14 protein-coding genes and 2 pseudogenes are annotated in these 17,239 nt (G+C 46.2%); 11 read left to right on the top strand and 5 right to left on the bottom strand.

The window, feature by feature from the left end; all coding sequences use genetic code 11:
• The first annotated feature begins 219 nt into the window (after positions 1-219).
• Positions 220-648, top strand: a complete 429-nt coding sequence (locus LA360_RS11775; protein ID WP_022201347.1) for a C-GCAxxG-C-C family protein — start codon at positions 220-222, stop codon at positions 646-648.
• A gap of 25 nt (positions 649-673) precedes the next feature.
• Positions 674-763: pseudogene (locus LA360_RS31245) on the top strand (prevent-host-death protein); the annotation flags it as partial.
• Positions 764-1,165: 402 nt separating this feature from the next.
• On the opposite strand, the gene LA360_RS11765 reads toward LA360_RS31245, so the two are convergent.
• Positions 1,166-2,056, bottom strand: a complete 891-nt coding sequence (locus LA360_RS11765; RefSeq protein ID WP_022201345.1) for a helix-turn-helix domain-containing protein — start codon at positions 2,054-2,056, stop codon at positions 1,166-1,168.
• A 191-nt stretch (positions 2,057-2,247) separates the two neighbouring features.
• Here LA360_RS11765 and LA360_RS11760 point away from each other — a divergent pair, with 191 nt between their 5' ends.
• From LA360_RS11760 to LA360_RS11750, 3 genes are all read left to right on the top strand, one after another.
• Positions 2,248-5,289, top strand: a complete 3,042-nt coding sequence (locus LA360_RS11760; protein WP_057572586.1) for a glycoside hydrolase family 2 TIM barrel-domain containing protein — start codon at positions 2,248-2,250, stop codon at positions 5,287-5,289.
• Between the two features lie 87 nt (positions 5,290-5,376).
• Positions 5,377-6,759 carry an MFS transporter gene (locus tag LA360_RS11755; RefSeq protein ID WP_057572585.1) on the top strand — a complete coding sequence of 461 codons (1,383 nt, stop codon included), beginning with the start codon at positions 5,377-5,379 and terminating at the stop codon, positions 6,757-6,759.
• A 232-nt stretch (positions 6,760-6,991) separates the two neighbouring features.
• Complete coding sequence (locus LA360_RS11750; protein ID WP_022203330.1) at positions 6,992-7,795, top strand: helix-turn-helix transcriptional regulator; 804 nt, start codon at positions 6,992-6,994, stop codon at positions 7,793-7,795.
• A 109-nt stretch (positions 7,796-7,904) separates the two neighbouring features.
• Here the strand turns inward: LA360_RS11750 and LA360_RS11745 are convergent, their stop codons facing one another.
• Genes LA360_RS11745 through LA360_RS11735 form a run of 3 tightly spaced genes read right to left on the bottom strand, consistent with a single transcriptional unit; the run spans position 7,905 to position 10,388 of the window.
• On the bottom strand, positions 7,905-8,630 hold the full coding sequence (locus LA360_RS11745) for an ABC transporter permease (protein WP_022203331.1): 726 nt from the start codon (positions 8,628-8,630) through the stop codon (positions 7,905-7,907).
• Between the two features lie 13 nt (positions 8,631-8,643).
• Positions 8,644-9,405, bottom strand: a complete 762-nt coding sequence (locus LA360_RS11740) for an ABC transporter permease (protein ID WP_022203332.1) — start codon at positions 9,403-9,405, stop codon at positions 8,644-8,646.
• Positions 9,402-10,388: an ABC transporter ATP-binding protein gene (locus LA360_RS11735; RefSeq protein WP_022203333.1), complete on the bottom strand. Its 987-nt coding sequence runs from the start codon at positions 10,386-10,388 to the stop codon at positions 9,402-9,404. Before LA360_RS11735 ends, LA360_RS11740 begins: the two co-directional genes overlap by 4 nt.
• A gap of 207 nt (positions 10,389-10,595) precedes the next feature.
• Between LA360_RS11735 and LA360_RS11730 the strand changes: the two genes are divergently transcribed.
• The 3 genes from LA360_RS11730 (at position 10,596) to LA360_RS11720 (ending at position 13,414) form a co-directional block, all read left to right on the top strand.
• A complete protein-coding gene (locus LA360_RS11730; RefSeq protein ID WP_002584381.1) occupies positions 10,596-11,306 on the top strand; it encodes a response regulator transcription factor in 711 nt (236 codons plus the stop codon).
• The gene (locus LA360_RS11725; protein ID WP_225537512.1) at positions 11,303-12,649 is read left to right on the top strand and encodes a histidine kinase dimerization/phospho-acceptor domain-containing protein; all 1,347 of its coding nucleotides are present in this window, start codon (positions 11,303-11,305) and stop codon (positions 12,647-12,649) included. The genes LA360_RS11730 and LA360_RS11725 overlap by 4 nt, the downstream gene beginning before the upstream one ends.
• 162 nt (positions 12,650-12,811) lie before the next feature.
• Entirely contained in the window at positions 12,812-13,414 is a 603-nt protein-coding gene (locus LA360_RS11720) for a 50S ribosomal protein L25 (protein ID WP_057572583.1), read from the top strand.
• A 167-nt stretch (positions 13,415-13,581) separates the two neighbouring features.
• Here the strand turns inward: LA360_RS11720 and LA360_RS11715 are convergent, their stop codons facing one another.
• Positions 13,582-13,809 carry a hypothetical protein gene (locus tag LA360_RS11715; protein WP_112481957.1) on the bottom strand — a complete coding sequence of 76 codons (228 nt, stop codon included), beginning with the start codon at positions 13,807-13,809 and terminating at the stop codon, positions 13,582-13,584.
• 35 nt (positions 13,810-13,844) lie between these two features.
• On the opposite strand from LA360_RS11715, the pseudogene LA360_RS11710 reads away from it, so the two are divergent.
• The 3 genes and pseudogenes from LA360_RS11710 to LA360_RS11700 form a co-directional block, all read left to right on the top strand.
• Positions 13,845-14,177: pseudogene (locus LA360_RS11710) on the top strand (PTS sugar transporter subunit IIC); the annotation flags it as partial.
• Complete coding sequence (locus tag LA360_RS11705) at positions 14,167-14,976, top strand: PTS system mannose/fructose/sorbose family transporter subunit IID (RefSeq protein WP_022203337.1); 810 nt, start codon at positions 14,167-14,169, stop codon at positions 14,974-14,976. The pseudogene LA360_RS11710 and the gene LA360_RS11705, both read left to right, overlap by 11 nt.
• A gap of 183 nt (positions 14,977-15,159) precedes the next feature.
• Positions 15,160-17,205 carry a heparinase II/III domain-containing protein gene (locus LA360_RS11700; RefSeq protein ID WP_022203338.1) on the top strand — a complete coding sequence of 682 codons (2,046 nt, stop codon included), beginning with the start codon at positions 15,160-15,162 and terminating at the stop codon, positions 17,203-17,205.
• The last annotated feature ends 34 nt before the right edge of the window (positions 17,206-17,239 follow it).

The following is a 17,239-nucleotide window of genomic DNA, read 5'->3' as shown; positions in this document are numbered from 1 at the left end:
ATAAAGGATAAAACCCGATATTATAAAAGGAACACAGTGCTGTGGTTTAGGAGGTTGTGCGCATCATGTGCAGGGAACCTGACGCGTAATGGTTGTCAGGATGTCTCGCGCCTTTTGAAAGAAATCCTGGATTGCCATGAACAACCGGATGTCGCAAAGCCGATGATAAACAGTATGATGACAAGATTCTGGCAAGGGTCTTGGGAAAGGGAAGGATAGATGACAAAAGAGGAAATAAAAAACCTGTTTATGCAGGGAATTGACTGTTCACAGGTAGTGGCAGGTCGATTTGCAGATGAATTGGAGATGGAGGAAAGCCTTCTCAGGAAAATGTCTGCCTGTTTTGGCGGTGGAATGCAGTGTGGTGAAACATGTGGGGCGGTGACCGGTGCGTTGATGGTAATCGGTCTCAAGTACGGACATAGTATGAATAACGATTTGAAACAAAAAGAAATCATGCGTGAAATGACTTCTGAGTTCAAGCGTTTGTTTGCCGAAAAGTACGTTTCTTGCATGTGCAGGGAGCTGCTGGGACACGACATATCCAAAGCGGATGAGATGGAACAGGTGTTGGAGCAAGGGCTGCTGTTAGATTTCTGTCCATGTGTTGTGAGGGACATAATAGAAATACTGGAGAAGATGATATAGATGCGGCGGACAAAGGAGGGATAATATGCCCCGGATAATGCCAATTACAGACTTAAGAAAAACAAATGAGATTTCAGAAATCTGCCATAAAAGCCAGGAACCAATCTTTGTGACACTATTACAGAGGCGTTAAGCGGATTGAGGAGAAAGTATGCATAATAAAAATATACAGTAGAACTGTTTCATCGGGCCCTGAGAGATTTTGACCGTATCTACCGGTATATTTACGATTATCTTTGAGGCATATACATTAGGACTATTATTAGAGAAAATAGACCAGAGAGGAATTACAAGGTGAGAGTAGAATGCGGCATCTGTTATAGAACAATAATAAATGTGGAGGTGGTAATAATGATGAGGAATTGTGGTTTAAGAAGTAGAGTGCATTAACCACGAGATATAGCGGTTTTGGCTGAAAAAACGAGGGGAAAACCGGGCAAAAAATGGCCGGTTTTCCCCTCGTTTTTTTGCCTTTTCATAGATGTGAGATGGGGAAAAGAGGATGTGGAGTAAAATCTCAGGTCAGCCAGATTGAAAAATGGCTGGTGCAGGATGACTTGGTTTTACGATATTCTGTTGGAGAATATCCCTTTAGTTTATGAAACAGGCGGCTGAAATACAGCTGGTTATCATACCCTACGATGCGCGATATTTCATTGACTGCATAATTTGTGGTTTCCAATAAAGTTTGTGCGTTATTGACGCGGATAGAAACGATATATTGTAAGGGTGTGGAGCCTGTATATTTTTTAAAGTTGCGAATAAACCAACTGACACTCATTCCTCTGGATGAAGCATATTCCTCTATATTAATCTCCCGATTATAATTTTCCATAAAGTAAGTTATAGCGTTATCTATTTCGTGAATCATATAGTCATTTTTTAAGGTATGTTCTTTGGTTAATTCCCGCTGGAAAATGATCAATAAATGGCGCAATAAGAGCGTCATCATTTCTTCATAATTACTTTGGCATTTTTGCAATTCTAATATGATACGTTTGAAAATTTGTTCATACTCCAAAGCAGTACCTACCGGAAAGATTCTGCGGTTGTCTGCGAACCCATATTTTCGCAAGATATTTTTTATATTATTTCCTGTAAAGTGAATCCAGTACACCTCGGTTTTATCTTCACCGTAGTATTCATATTTTTGAAATTCCTTTGGACGGTATAAAACAATATTGCCGGCATGAACGATGGTTTCATTTTCCGGTTTGTCGAAATGAAAATGGCCGCATCCGGAAGCAACGTAGATGATTTGAAAATCCAAGCGCCCCCGCGGACGATAGGTTGGTAATTTAGGAAGCGTAGATAGTCTGTATGTGCCGCAGCTTCCAACAATCAGTGGTTGGCTTTTGTCTTTGAAGTCGAGATGAGATTGATTTAAGTAACCGTTGTTCATATACATGGCGGAGAACCCCCTTTAAAATAAGTGATGACGCTGCCTTTTTTATATTGTATCATTTTGTGCATAAAATGTCTATTCCGGTTTATAGACATATTTTGAATACTGACGTATGATTACAGTAACAAATAAAGCGCAGCCGATGAAAGAAAATTTATTGTGTGATAAAAAGTGCATATTCAAGGAGGGAATTTATGATCGTACCACGTTATTATGAAGATTTAAGCGTGCTGCATGAAAACACAATGCCGCCAAGAGCGTACTACATGCCGGCATCAAAAAGAATGGATGATTTGACAGAGCATAGAGAAAAGTCAGATCGTTTGCAGCTATTAAATGGAAACTGGAAATTTCGTTATTTTGAAAGCATTTACGATGTGAAGGAATCGTTCTACGAAACGGATTATGACGTATCAGATTTTGATGAAATGAGAGTCCCAGGCATATGGCAAATGGAAGGATACGATATGCATCAGTACACGAATATCCGTTATCCATTTCCGTTTGATCCGCCTTATGTTCCGCAGGATATTCCGTGCGGAGCTTATGTTCATACATTTTTTTACCAGAGTGAAAAAACGGCGCCAAAAGCATACCTGAATTTTGAGGGAGTAGATAGCTGCTTTTATGTCTGGTTGAATGGAAAATATGTAGGATACAGCCAGATATCTCATGCAGTGAGTGAATTTGATGTTACTTCCTTTTTGAAAGATGGAGAGAATATCATTGCAGTGTTGGTTCTGAAGTGGTGTGATGGTTCGTATCTGGAAGATCAGGATAAATTCCGAATGAGTGGAATCTTCAGAGATGTGTACATTTTAAAACGTCCGGAACGGGCTGTGTGCGATTATCGCATAACGACAGAGGTTTCCAAAGAAGTCGCCAGGATAAAGTTAGATATACAGTTTTATCAGCCGATTCATCTGAACATAAGAGTTGAAGATAAAAACGGAGCTGTTGTTTCTCAAGGGACGATAGAGAAAGATGGAATCATAGAATTTGAAATCTTTTGTCCGGTGTTTTGGAATACGGAAAATCCATATCTTTATACGGTGATTCTGGAATCGAAATATGAAGTGATTGTGGATGCGGTAGCTTTACGCACGATTGAAATTTACGATAAAGTGATTTATTTCAACGGTGAGAAAATCAAATTCCGCGGTGTGAACCGTCACGATTCTGAGCCGGAAACAGGAGTTGTGGGTGCAAAACAGATAAAGACGGATATGATATTGATGAAACAGCATAATTTTAATGCGATTCGTTCCAGCCATTACCCGAATGCGCCGTATTTTTATCAGATGTGCGATAAATATGGATTTATAGTTATTGACGAGGCGGATATTGAAGCGCATGGGCCGTTCATGTTATATCGGAAAGAGGATACCGATTATAACCGCTTTAGTCGCTGGAATGAGAAGATAGCGGATGATCCGGCTTGGGAGCAGTCGATTCTTGACCGTGTACAGCGTATGATTCAGCGGGATAAGAACCGTTTTTGCATCGTTATGTGGTCTATGGGAAATGAAAGTGCTTATGGCTGCAATTTTGAAAAGGCACTGGAGTGGACAAAAACATTCGATCCCGCAAGACTTACACAATACGAAAGCGCCAGGTATCGGAATTATAACGTAACCTATCAGTACCATAATCTGGATCTGTATAGCCGCATGTATCCGGCACTGGAAGAAATAGAGGAATATTTGGAGAAGGATGGAAGTAAGCCATTTCTGCTGGTTGAATATTGCCATAGCATGGGAAATGGCCCCGGTGATTTTGAAGATTATTTTCAAATGATTCAGAGCGATGACCGGATATGCGGAGGTTTTGTCTGGGAATGGTGCGATCATGCGATAGCACATGGAAAAACGGAAAATGGAACGCCTATGTATTATTATGGCGGCGATCATGGAGAGAGCATCCATGATGGGAATTTCTGTGTGGATGGACTGGTTTATCCGGACCGTACTCCCCATACCGGACTTCTGGAATATAAAAATGTGTATCGTCCGGCAAGAGTTGTTTCCTATGATTTGGACAGCGGAGAGTTGATTTTACACAATTATATGGATTTTGATGATCTGAAGGACTATGTGGAAATTTCTTATGAAGTGACGCAGGATGGCTTGATTATTAGTAAAGGGAAATTGCCCGCTTTTTCAGTAGCGCCCCACCAAGAGGGAAAAACAAAGCTGGAGCTTTCTATACCGGGGAATGGGAAGGTTTATTTAAAACTAATTTACCGGTTGAAGAAATCGGCTGCTCTTTTGGAAAAAAATCATGTGCTGGGCTTTGATGAGATACAGCTTTCTGGCAGCCACTTAAAAACCCGTCAGGCAGAACAGTGGTTAAACAGAATTGCAGAGGGTACAGAAATCCAAGTAAAGGAAAAAGACACTCAAATCGAAATAAAGGCAGCCGACTTTGTTTACATCATAGATAAACGAACAGCCCTTTTTGAGCAAATTCAGTTTGCCGGAAGAAATTATCTGAAGCGTCCTATGGAACTGAATATTTGGAGAGCACCAACGGATAACGATATGTATATGAAAGAAGTCTGGAAAAAAGCCCATTACCATGAAGCATATACGAGAGCTTATGATATTGAGGTTTGCCAGAACAGAAATGGTGTGGAAATTTTGGCTTATTCAGCGATAGTCGCTGCAACAGTGCAAAAAATCATGGACGTAAAAATCAAGTGGATAGTAGACGCCAGCGGAAAAGTATCTTCTGAATTTACAGTGTTGAAAGATGGGGAATTTCCAGAACTTCCGAGATTTGGTTTGAGGCTTTTCCTTGATAAGAGCATGGAAAATGCCTGTTATTATGGAATGGGTCCTCAGGAAAGCTACAGAGATAAACATAGAGCAGCGAGTCATGGGCTTTATCGGTCGAAGGTATGTGACTTACATGAGGATTACATTCGCCCGCAGGAAAATGGAAGTCACTATGACTGTGATTATCTGGAGCTTTCTGGTTCACAGTATGGAATTGCGGCTGTTGCAAAGAAGTCCTTTTCATTCAATGCTTCGCATTACACGCAGGAAGAATTGGAAAGAGCTGCGCATAACTATGAATTATGCGCAGCTGACAGTACAATACTATGTTTGGATTATGCATTAAATGGAATAGGATCGAATAGTTGTGGCCCTGTTGTCCTGGAGAAGTACAGGTTTGATGAAACCGAGTTTCAGTTTGGACTTACTCTGGTTCCATTTGTGAAAGGCACAAAGTAACAACGGTGAGCAGCCATAAGACAATGAAAACATCTAAAATCGCTGCCTGGCATTGAACGTTCAGGCAGCTTCGGGAAGGAGCGTATTATGGGAGAAAAAACGTACTTGAAGTGGTATAACAAAGTGGGATACGGATCGGGTGACATTGCCGGAAATGTGGTATACGCATTTTTAACATCGTTCGTTATGATTTATTTAACAGATACGATTGGGCTGGCATCCGGGATAATCGGAACACTAATTGCGGTATCTAAGATTTTTGATGGATTTACAGATATTATTTTCGGTTCCTTGATTGATAAAACCCATACGAAGCTGGGAAAAGCAAGACCCTGGATGATTTATGGGTATATCGGGTGTGCAATCACACTGATCGCTGTGTTTGCAGTTCCAATCAGTTGGGGCAAAACAGCACAGTACGCATGGTTTTTTATTGCGTATACACTGCTGAATGGAGTGTTCTATACGGCAAATAATATTGCGTATTCAGCCCTCACCTCTCTAGTGACAAAAAACAGCAAAGAACGTGTACAGATGGGGTCTTATCGTTTCATCTTTGCATTTTCAACGAGCCTGCTCATTCAGTCTGTCACAGTGATCTTCGTGGATTTCTGTGGTGGAGGCGCCGAAGCATGGAGAACGGTTGCAATTATTTATGCCGTGATTGGCCTTATTGTAAATACTATTTCAGGGCTTTCTGTAAAGGAACTTCCAGAGGAGGAATTAATTTCAGCGGATCAATCTAAGGAAGAAAAATACAGTGCCGTTGATGCGTTTAGACTGATTATTGCAAATAAATATTACCTCATGATTTGTGGAGTCTATATCTTACAGCAGTTGTACACTGCTATGATCGGAGCGGGTATCTTCTATGCAACATGGGTTCTGAAGAATAAAAATTTGTTCGGAGTATTTTCGTGGGCAGTAAACATTCCTTTGATTATCGCTCTGATTTTCACGCCCACATTGGTAGGAAAATGGAATGGAATGTATAAGCTGAACTTAAGAGGTTATATGCTTGCGGTGGCTGGAAGAGCCCTGGTAGTTGTTGCGGGGTATATGGAAAGTGTTCCGTTGATGCTGCTATTTACAGCGGTGGCAGCGTTTGGCCAGGGGCCTTGGCAGGGAGATATGAATGCAGTGATTGCATCTTGTTCAGAATACACATATCTGACGAAAGGGAAAAAGGTAGAAGGAACCATGTATTCCTGTACCTCATTAGGGATTAAGCTTGGCGGGGGTATTGGAACTGCTGTTGTAGGATGGCTGCTTGAATTAAGCGGTTATGTAGGAACGGCAGAAACGCAGCCGGAATCTTGTATCAGTATGCTTCAGTTTATGTATCTGTGGCTGCCGCTGATTTTTGACGTGCTTATTATGTTTGTCCTCTCCAGGATAAATGTTGAGGAAGCAAATGATAAAATCCGGGCGAAAAAAGGAATGGTATCAGGAAATACTCAGTCTTTTTGATAACTATGCGCGATATATATGGTTAAAATAGTCGGCGTAAAAAGTTAAAAGGATATTGAAATACTGTTTAAGCTTACTCATTTTACCTTCCTCCTTGTTCTTGGTTATGTGTTTATTATATGACAGGAGAAATAATATTGCTTGCCAAAAGAAAAGAAAGAATAGCCAAATTTTGCAGTAGATATAAGGTGACAATGCAGAATCATGAGCAAGGGAGAGGAGGAATTTATCAGTGCATTTATCATTTGTAGATACGGAAGAAGAAATTCTGGCAGTAAAAAGAGTGGCAAGACATGTATCTCCACATCTGCACAATGCTTTGGAAATTGTATGGGTAACAGAGGGTGCTTTGGAATTGGGAGTTGGGCAGGAACTGTATCATATGGAGAATGGAGATATAGGTTTTGTATTTCCCAATATCATTCACCATTATCAGGTTTTTACGGATAGGGAGAGTGTGGCTGTTTTTATAAAATCCCCGCCGTTTGTTTTGAGTACTTTTGATGAGATATTGCTAAACTATGCGCCGGAATATCCGATAATAAAAGCTGGTGACGTGGACAGAGAAACGTATCGTGCGCTTGGGGCGGTTATGAAAACAAAACAGACGGAATTTGCGATTGTACAAGCATATTTACAGATTGTCCTGGCAAGATGTATCAGAAACTTCAAATTAGTAGAAAAAAGAAGCGTTGGAAGCGATGATCTCATTTACCAGACAGTTGCCTATGTGTCAGGCAATTTCAAAAATACGTTTTCTTTAGAAGATATGGCGAAAGACTTAGGGGTTAGTAAGTATGTTTTATCTCGCATTTTTTCAAAGACGTTTCATAGTAATTTTAAGCAGTATCTGAATGATACGAGGTTAGATTATGCTCGTCGCCGATTGGAGAACACGGAGGATTCGATTACTAATATCTGCTTGGACAGTGGATTTGATAGTCAGAGGACATTTAACCGAGTGTTCAAAGAAAGATTCCGGGTTTCGCCCACTGAATATCGGAAAAGTCAGAAAGAGAAAGTGAAGCTGCTTTGACGAGCTGTTTTAACAGAAAAGAGATAGCTGGATAAAGAGCGGAGGTAAAAGCGCTTGAGCGCCGGAAGCCCATTCCCGGGCTTCCGGCTCCTTCGTTATTATAGGAAATCTATCCTATCTTATTCTTTATTCTTCCAATTCCCGTCAAAGATACCCCCAGCAGATAAACCGCGCATATCACAAAGAATAACACGGTATTCTGCCCCAGCACATCCTCCGATTTGTTGGAATTCATGCCCAGGAGCATCTGGGAATAGGGCCACAGGAGTCCGGCCTTCGTATTGGCGGCAATTATGCCTGTAACGCCGCCTGCCAGGCCAACGGCAATGGGAGTGGCAAAGCTTCGTATTTCCGTGGCAACCAGAAACTGCAGGGCGGCAATCACAAAGGCTCCGGCCAGTCCGCGGATCATCCAGAAACAGAGATCGCCGGGCGGCAGATCCGGCAGGCCAATGACTTTTCCGGAGGCGAAAAAGAGCAGGGCAAACCATATCTGTGTCAGTCCGGAAATAGCGCATACCAGGATGAACTTGGACAGGTAGATGGTGTGATAGGATACCGGGCAGGCGAACAGGGTATTCCGGCAGCTGTTAAAATTCTCATATCTCCATAAAAACGCGCAGTATGCGCCGATCAAGGGAGCAAAAAAGAATGTGGCATAAAATAATGTCACCTGAGTCCAGTAGGAATACCATCCGGATTTTAACAAATCAAGATTGGACAGGTAATTTCCGGCGCCGAGCAGGATGGGGATGACAGGAATCAGCAGAAAGGCCGGCCATATCAGGGTTCCTCTGCATTTCATGCGTTCACAGATAATTGCTTTTACTATCATCAGTTATTCCTCCTTACATGGTTTCACGGACCGTTTCTAAAAAATGTTTTTGGCCGTAACGGTACAGAATTATGATTGCCGCAGCCAGGATGGCCATCCAGAAGAAAGGATACGTATTCCAGCTATAGGCAGTGTAGCGCGTGGACTCATCATATGCATATCCCACATTGCACAGCGATGCATAATATCCCCACGGTATCAGACAGCGCAGCGGCCATCTGTTTAAAAACCAGGAGAACAGCCCGGTAAATGTGCCTCCTATGCTTATGAAGATGGGTGTCAGCTGGTTGGTGAACTTGAGGGAGAGGTTCAGCTGAAGGATAAATATGCACAGGGAAGTCAGACATATGGTTGTAAAATATTCCGTCAGATGGGACGCGGCCCCTCCGTCATATGACCGTGAAACAGCCCAGAACAGGAGTGTCTGCATGAGTGCAAACAGGATGATATAAAAACTGCCGGCCGCTGCTTTCCCGCGGTAGACGTGTTCCGGTTTCTGCATGGTACAGATCCATTTGTAAGTATTTCCCATCTGTTCCATATCACACATCCGGCTGGCCAGAGCAGCCAGAACAATAGGGCACAGGATGGTGTTCATCAGAAGCAGATTGGTAAACAGCATAGCGCTCGCATCGTTCAGGCGTGTAATGTCTAAATCGTCCATGCACCAGCACGTCCAGGCCGTGATGAGGGCAAATATCATCAGGAACAGAAGCGGGATATGCCGGCGGCGCAGCTTGCGCATCTCCAGGATGAATTCTGTTTTTATACTCATAGTCCCGCCTCCTTTACCATACTGAGGTAGATATCTTCCAGGCTCTGCCGCTTCTCCTCGGCCCGGTATAAATCAATCCCATGATTCATCAAGATGTGGAATATCTGTGCCAGCATATGGTCGGGAAGGAAGGGGAGGCGGATGCCGTCAGCAGCGGAGTAACAGAACCCGTCCGCGGCGTCATTCCCTTTCAGAAGCAGGGCGGCACGGTCCTCATTTTCCCGAAGCAGTGCAGAGAGCTCCCCGTTTTCCCTGAGCAGTGCGGCAGCGCCTGTGTCATCCGAGGTACGCAGATAAATCTGCCGGGTGCTGCGCGCCTGGAGCATGGACAGGGCATCCTGGAATATCAGCCGTCCCCTGGATATGATGCCGATGCAGCCGGCGGTCTGTTCCATTTCCGCCAGGAGGTGGCTGGATACCATTACCGTCATTCCAAACTGTTCCGGAAGGCTTTTAATCAGCTCCCGCATCTCGTGAATACCGGCTGGGTCCAGCCCGTTGGTGGGTTCATCCAAAAGTACCAGTTTTGGGGAGCCTAATAGAGCATTTGCCAGGCCAAGGCGCTGCTTCATGCCCAGGGAGTAATGCGCGGCCTGTTTCTTTTTCTGACCATCCAGGCGTACGATGGACAGGACCCGGTCAATCTCCGTGTAAGGGAGACCTCTCAACATGCAGCTGATCTGAAGGTTTTCATATGCGGTAAGATTACCATAATAGGAAGGAGTCTCAATCAGGGAACCCACCTGTCTCAGGATGGAAATGCGGCTGTGGTCATTCAGTTCTGTGCCGTTGATGCGGATGCTTCCGCTGTCCCGGTTGATTAATCCCAGGAGCATTTTCATGGTCGTGCTTTTGCCGGCTCCGTTAGGACCTAAAAATCCAAAGATGGAGCCCTCGGGAATGCGAAGGTCCAGGTGGTCCACGGCGGGAGTGCCGCGGTAGGTCTTTGTCAGCTGGCTGGTTTCAATGATATATTGTGCCATTTTGATATCCTCCTTGTCTGCGATTAAGCGGCATACGGCATAGGTCAGAGCCTCATCCGGATTTTCTGCTGCTTTCTCTAGGATTCAGAATAACGCGGCCTCCTTATGCCTGCCTTTCTCCAACCTTAAATTTACCTTAAATGATTCAAAAAATGATTCCCTGTTCCGCTAAATCAGCTATAATGAACCCAAAGGCAGGTGATTGGGATGAAGCTTAGGGAAGCGCGTATTTTAGTGGTAGATGACAGCCGGGAGTTGTGCAGCCTGGTGGAGAGTATTTGTGAGCAGGAGGGCTTTTCCCATGTGGAGACAGCCTTTTCCTGCCGGGAGGCGGAAGAACGGATAGAAAACGGGGCTGCTGACTTCCTGATTCTGGATGTAAATATGCCCTTTGAAGATGGATTTTCTTTCTTCCAGCGGATTAAGACAGTGCTGGAAAAGCAGAGGATTCCGGTCCTGTTTCTCTCCGCACGGGACCAGGACGAGGACCGGCTCCAGGGATTGGATCTGGGGGCGGATGATTATATGACTAAACCATTCCTGCCCAGGGAGCTGGTACTGCGCATCTCGGCTATCTTAAAACGGACTTACCGGCTGGAGGAGCAGACGGAGTGTTACAGGCTGGGAAAACGGGAGGTGGATTTGTCCGCGGGGGTGGTGAGGTTATTGGACGGATCGGGGAGAACCATTTCCCTGACAAATAAGGAATATCAGCTTTTGAAGCTGTTCCTGGAAAACCGCGGCAGGATCCTGACATTTGATGTTCTGTCGGAATCGGTCTGGGGAGAGAATTATTTCGATTATGAGAATACGCTGATGGTACACATCCGTAAACTGCGGGAAAAGATAGAAGAGAAGCCGTCGGAACCGGAATTTTTAATTACTGTGAAAGGATTAGGGTATCGGATGAACAGATGAAAAGCCTGATGAGGATTTATTTTAGTTATATTGCAACAGCGCTGGCAATCATTGTTGCATTTGTCGTACTGCAGGTTGTATTGCTGGGCATCGTCACCTCCAAGCTTTATGAAAATGAGAGCGGCGGGGGAAAGTATGCCATTGCCCGGGTATACCAGGCGCTGGACGGAGACGGGCTGGAAGCTGTGGCCTGCCTACAGGAGATGGGGGCCTCCTTTGCCATGCTTTTAGATGATACAGGAACTCCGGTCTGGAACTATCGGCTGCCGGAGCATTTAAACCACACATACACAACCTCGCAGGTTGCCTCTTTCACACGCTGGTATCTGGATGACTATCCGGTTTATGTATGGGGAGGGGGAAAGGGGCTCCTGGTAATCGGCTATCCCAGGGGAAGTATGTGGAATTATGCTGTTCATCAGGATATGGATAATTTAAAGGGAGTTTTCACATTCCTGTCGCTAAGCTTTGTCAGTACGCTGGCAGCCTCGGTCCTGATTCTGCTGGTATCCGGATTCCGCTACTACAGGCGGATGCGGATTATTGCGGATGCCATTGGGCAGCTTGCATCTGGCGGAAGCGCCCATTTGGCGGAAACCGGGACCATGAAGGAGATTGCCAGTACCATCAACCGCACCTCTGACCGTCTGACAGCGCAGCGGGAGCAGCTGGAGAAGCGTGATGAGGCGCGTACAGAATGGATCAGCGGGGTATCCCACGACATACGTACTCCCCTGTCCCTGGTCATGGGCTATGCGGATATGATAGAGCGTCAATCCGATACAGATACGCGGATCAGGAAAAAGGCCGCCTTAATCCGTTGGCAGAGTGTCCGTATCCGGAATCTGATTGAGGATTTGAATCTTGCATCAAAACTGGAGTATAATGCACAGCCGCTGCGAAAGAGAAAGGTGTTTCTGGCGGTAATTCTGCGGAAGGTTGCTGCGGATTTGCTGAATTCCATGGAGCAGGCGGAGCGTTATCCGTTGTCCATCTGCATTGAACCCGGATTTGAAACATTTTCGTTGGAAGCGGATGAGCAGCTTCTGTTCCGCGCATTCCGAAACATACTGGGCAATTCAGTCCGCCACAATGAAGACGGGTGCAGCCTTGGGGTGCGCGCCTGGATGAAAGACAGTCGTCCCCATGTGCAGTTTTATGACAATGGCCGCGGCATTCCTCCGGCCATCTGTCATTATCTGAACGGGGGGCAGATGCCGGAAGAAAATGTACATCTGATGGGGCTGAGGATTGTGCGTCAGATTATAGGGGCCCACGGGGGCACCATCTGTACCAGGGAGGATGGACATGGGATTGAGATTCGATTCCAGGCGCTCATATAGCGAGAGAAAGTAAATGGACCGCGTAATCGATAGGCATAATCCGAAAAGGACTTGACAACGGTGCTATAATGTAGTTGTAACATAATAAACTTACTTAACACACCTATTTGTTTATCAAATTTGAAGGCTGCTAAGCAATCAGAATTTTGGAGGAAAAGATAAATGACTACTTTAAAAGCTGAAAAAAGAAGCATGTCCATCAAAGCAAAACGATTGAGAAGAGAGGGTTTCGTTACTGGAAATATCTTTGGCAGGGAAATTCCCGAATCCATTCCCATTAAAATGGAGAGAACCGTGGCGGAACGGCTCCTAAAAACCTGCAACAAAGGCAGCCAGATTCTGTTAGACGTGGACGGACAGGTGTTTGACGTCCTGATTAAAGACATATGCTTTAATTCAATGAAGGGGCTTGTTGAGGAGATTGATTTCCAGGCGCTTGTAAGCGGCGAAAAAGTCCATTCCGTGGCGGAGATCATCCTTTTAAACCATGATAAGGTGATAAGCGGTGTTCTGCAGCAGCGGATTCAGGAGATTTCCTACAAAGCTTTACCGGATGCAATTATTGACAAGGTAAAAGTCGATGTAGGAGATATGAGAGTCGGTGATATAATCCGGGTAGGAGATTTGGATATCGCGAAGAATAAGAACATTGAGCTTGTTACTGATTTGGATACAGCAGTGGCAACGGTTATCGCGGTACATGCGGCGGCGGAGACGGCGGACGAGGCTGCTCCTGAGACAAAGCAGACCGGAAACGTTTTATAATTAAGTGCAATAGAAAAATGACAGAGTATAGGCGCTTAGGAACTTTATGTTCTTAGGCGCCCTTTTATGCATATACGGAAACAGCGCCCTTCCTCAAACAATACCACAATTTTAACCGTTCTTCCATTTTCGCCTCACATGCCGCCGGTCGTACAGGCCGTAATGGCTTAATGTTCCAGCACCAGGAGATTCTCGCTTGTGGATGCCCGCCATCTCCCTTTCTTCCCGGCTGCGGGGAATCCGGTTTGTGATAAGGGGTCTCCTCCACGCGCTTCCGGAGTGCGCTGCCGGGCAGCCTCTTTCAGGACCGGTATGGGATTGCGGCTTTCACGCTGGACACGCCCGATGTTTGCGCCTGCCGCAGTGCCGCCTGCCTTTATACGGCGTTTTGTCATGGCGGCATTGACCGCATAACCGCCTCCGGCACAAACTGGGCTTTATTATCGGATTCGGAGGCGCCTTCAGCTCCGAGGGGCTCCAGAAGGTGATTTCCCTGATTCCCGCATGGCTCAGCGCGGGTCTGGGCGTGGCAGGCAAGATGCTTCCCGCCATTGGTTTTGCCATGATTCTCAATGTAATGGCAAAGAAGGAACTGATTCCATTTGTACTGTTCGGCTATATCGCCATTGCCTACCTGAACCTTCCTGTCATGGGAGTGGCTGTAATCGGTACGGCCATTGCGCTGCTTGTATTTTTCCATGCCGGCAAAGAAAACGGCGAATCTGTAGAAGAAGTGGAGGTTGAATTTGAAGATGGCATTTAATCAGCTGGAGAAAAAAGATTATATGAAGACATCCCTGCGGGCCTATTTCCTGCAGAATGGATTTAACTATGGCAATTACCAGGGTCTTGGCTATGCAAATGTGCTTTATCCCGCCCTCCGCAAGATGTACAAGGACGACGATGACAAGCTCCAGGAAGCATTGAAGGAGAATATAGAGTTTTTTAACAGCAATATTCACTTTCTTCCGTTTATCACCAGCCTTCATCTGGTTATGCTGGAGAATAAGACTCCTTCCAATGAAATCCGCAACATCAAAATGGCTCTCATGGGACCTCTGGCAGGAATCGGTGATTCTCTTGCCCAGTTCTGCCTGGCGCCGCTGTTTGCAACCATTGGCGCGTCCCTGGCCCAGGACGGCCTGATTATGGGCCCTATCCTGTTCTTTGTGGCCATGAACGTGATTCTTCTGGCCATGAAGTTTCTGACCGGCATGTGGGGATACAAGCTGGGCACCAACATCATCGCCACCCTCAGCACGAAGATGGAACAGATATCCAATATCGCCAGCATGATAGGCGTTACTGTCATCTCCGGCCTTGCTGTAAATTTTGTAAAGATTTCCACACCGATTCAATACGTTGCCAATATGACGGGAGACCAGCAGAAGGTGGTGGCTATCCAGGAGATGATTGACGCCATTGCCCCCAAGCTTCTTCCTGTATTGTTCACAGGACTTATTTTCTACCTTATAAAGGTGAAAAAGTGGACCACTTATAAGCTGGTCATCCTTACCATTATCCTGGGCGTGGTGCTTTCTGTCCTGAATCTGATTGCTTAGAGTGTATCAGGAAATTGCTTTGGGACACACTCAAAAAAGCGGGGAGGTACCCTTTGACATGTATGCCTGAAGCATGCAGCGGGGGCGCCTCCCTCTCTGTTTTATGAATGTTAACGGGAACAGGGGATGAAGCAGCCCCCCTGAAATGAGAGAAAGACTGAACGGCATAAAAAGGAGTTATCTATGCATGATGAAAGGTATGTACATGTAAGACAAAGAGCAGAGGCCTACGAGGCCTGGTATGAAAAGGAACATGTGTGCGCCCATATTGCCGGAAACTGCCGGGAGGAGGCGGAGAAAATTCTGGCGCAGGCAGACAGGCTGATGGCGCATACATTTTCGTTTGAGGACAGATGGGATATGGAACCCTGCCGTGAACCATTTACCCTTAAGGAAATGATATGGGACAGAAGCCCCAACGGGGATCCGGAATGGATTTTCATGCTGAACCGTCACGAGTACATGAACAAACTTCTTATTGCCGGCTGGCTTACCGGCGATAAGGCATATGTGGAAAAGCTGAAATGGTTTCTGTTCCATTGGATTCAGGCAAATCCCATACTTCCTGAAGGAACCGTGACCACCCGGACCATTGATACGGGAATCCGGTGCATGAGCTGGCAGTATCTGCTGCTTCATCTTCTGGGAGAGGGCCTTATGGAGGAAAGAGAAGCCGCAGGAATCCTGGAGAGCATGAAAGAACAGTTTGCCAGCCTGAGGAAAAGGTACATCGGAAAATATACACTCAGCAACTGGGGCGTCCTTCAGACGGCGTCCATCTGCAACGGATACCTGTGGTTTCACGAATATTTACCTTCAGACGGAACTGAGGACTGGGCCTGGCAGGAACTGGAACGTCAGATTGGGCTCCAGGTACTGGATGACGGAGCCCACTGGGAGCAGTCCATGATGTATCATATGGAGGTGCTTCTTGCCTGCATGAAGCTGCTGGCCTCCTGCCGGGCTTGGGTCAGGATTGAAAACAGGACGGAATTTTGGCGCGATACAGACTGGCTGGAGAAGGCCGTTGACAGGATGAGCCGTTATGTGCTTTTCGCCTCGGGACCGGATCATTTACAGATAGCCCAATGTGACAGCGATGTTACCGATGTGAGGGATGTGATGGTGAAGGCGGCTGTCCTTACCGGGGACGGCAGGTACAGGTATGCGGGATATGATACCGCGGACCTGGACAGTGCCTGGATGTTTGGAAGCGCCGGAGTCACCGGGTACAGTGCCATGGCGGGCAGGAAACCGGAGAGCCTGTCCCTGGCTGCAGCGGATGCCGGGCATATATTTTTTAGAAGCAGCTGGGAGGAGGACAGCCATTTCACCTATATGAAATGCGGTCCCCTTGGAAGCGGGCACGGACATGCGGATTTGACTCATATATCGCTGCATTACAGAGGCTGTCCCATACTGGTGGACAGCGGCAGGTATTCCTATGTGGAGGAGGAACCGCTGCGCCCGTTTCTCAAAAGCGCCCAGGCCCACAATGTATGTGTCATAGACGGAGAGTCTCATGGAAGGCCCAGGGGTTCATGGGGGTATGACAGCTTTGGACAGAGCTTTAAAAATTATTACAGGGAACAGGGCCCGGTCCATTACGGGGAAATGGCTTATCACGGATGTCTCATGTCCGGCGCGCATTATCTGGTCATCCGCAAGGTGATGGCGGTGGACCAGGGAATCTGGATGATTGTCAATGATATACGCTGCGATGGCGGTCATGAGGTGAAAGAGTATTATCATCTGGACAGTGCCGTACAGGGAACCCCCATTGGGACAGGAACGGACGGGGCCGGGGAATGCTGGAGACTGTGTTCCGGCGGGGATGATGCAATGACGGTGCTGGGCTCCCGCCCCTTTGAGGCAGTGCCCTGCGTCATATCCAAACAGTATAACCAGAAAGAGAAAAGCACCTGTCTGGTTAGGAAAACCGGATTTACAGACCGCATCACAGACTGGACCTGTCTGTTTGGAGAAGGGACAGAGGCTGAGAAAACCCAGGTTTTCCAGTACGGAAGCAGCCGGCCGGAGACGGAGGAACAGGTGACGGCCATGAGCTTTTGCCTCTCGCCGGATGAATCCTGGGATTTCCTGGTGTGGAATCAGGAAACGTGGCAGGGCGGTAAAATTCACGATTGCAGAGGGGTGCCGGTTTATGCCAAGGCAGCGGCCATTCACACCATAAAAGGGAACACGACACTTTACCGATTGAGGATTTAATGGTATATTTATAAGAGCGATGCAGGATGAGGCG

Origin of the sequence: Enterocloster clostridioformis (assembly GCF_020297485.1) — a bacterium.
GTDB lineage: Bacteria > Bacillota > Clostridia > Lachnospirales > Lachnospiraceae > Enterocloster > Enterocloster clostridioformis.
The sequence above is the reverse complement of the archived record's forward strand: the minus strand, read 5'-3'. Positions and strand labels throughout refer to the sequence as shown.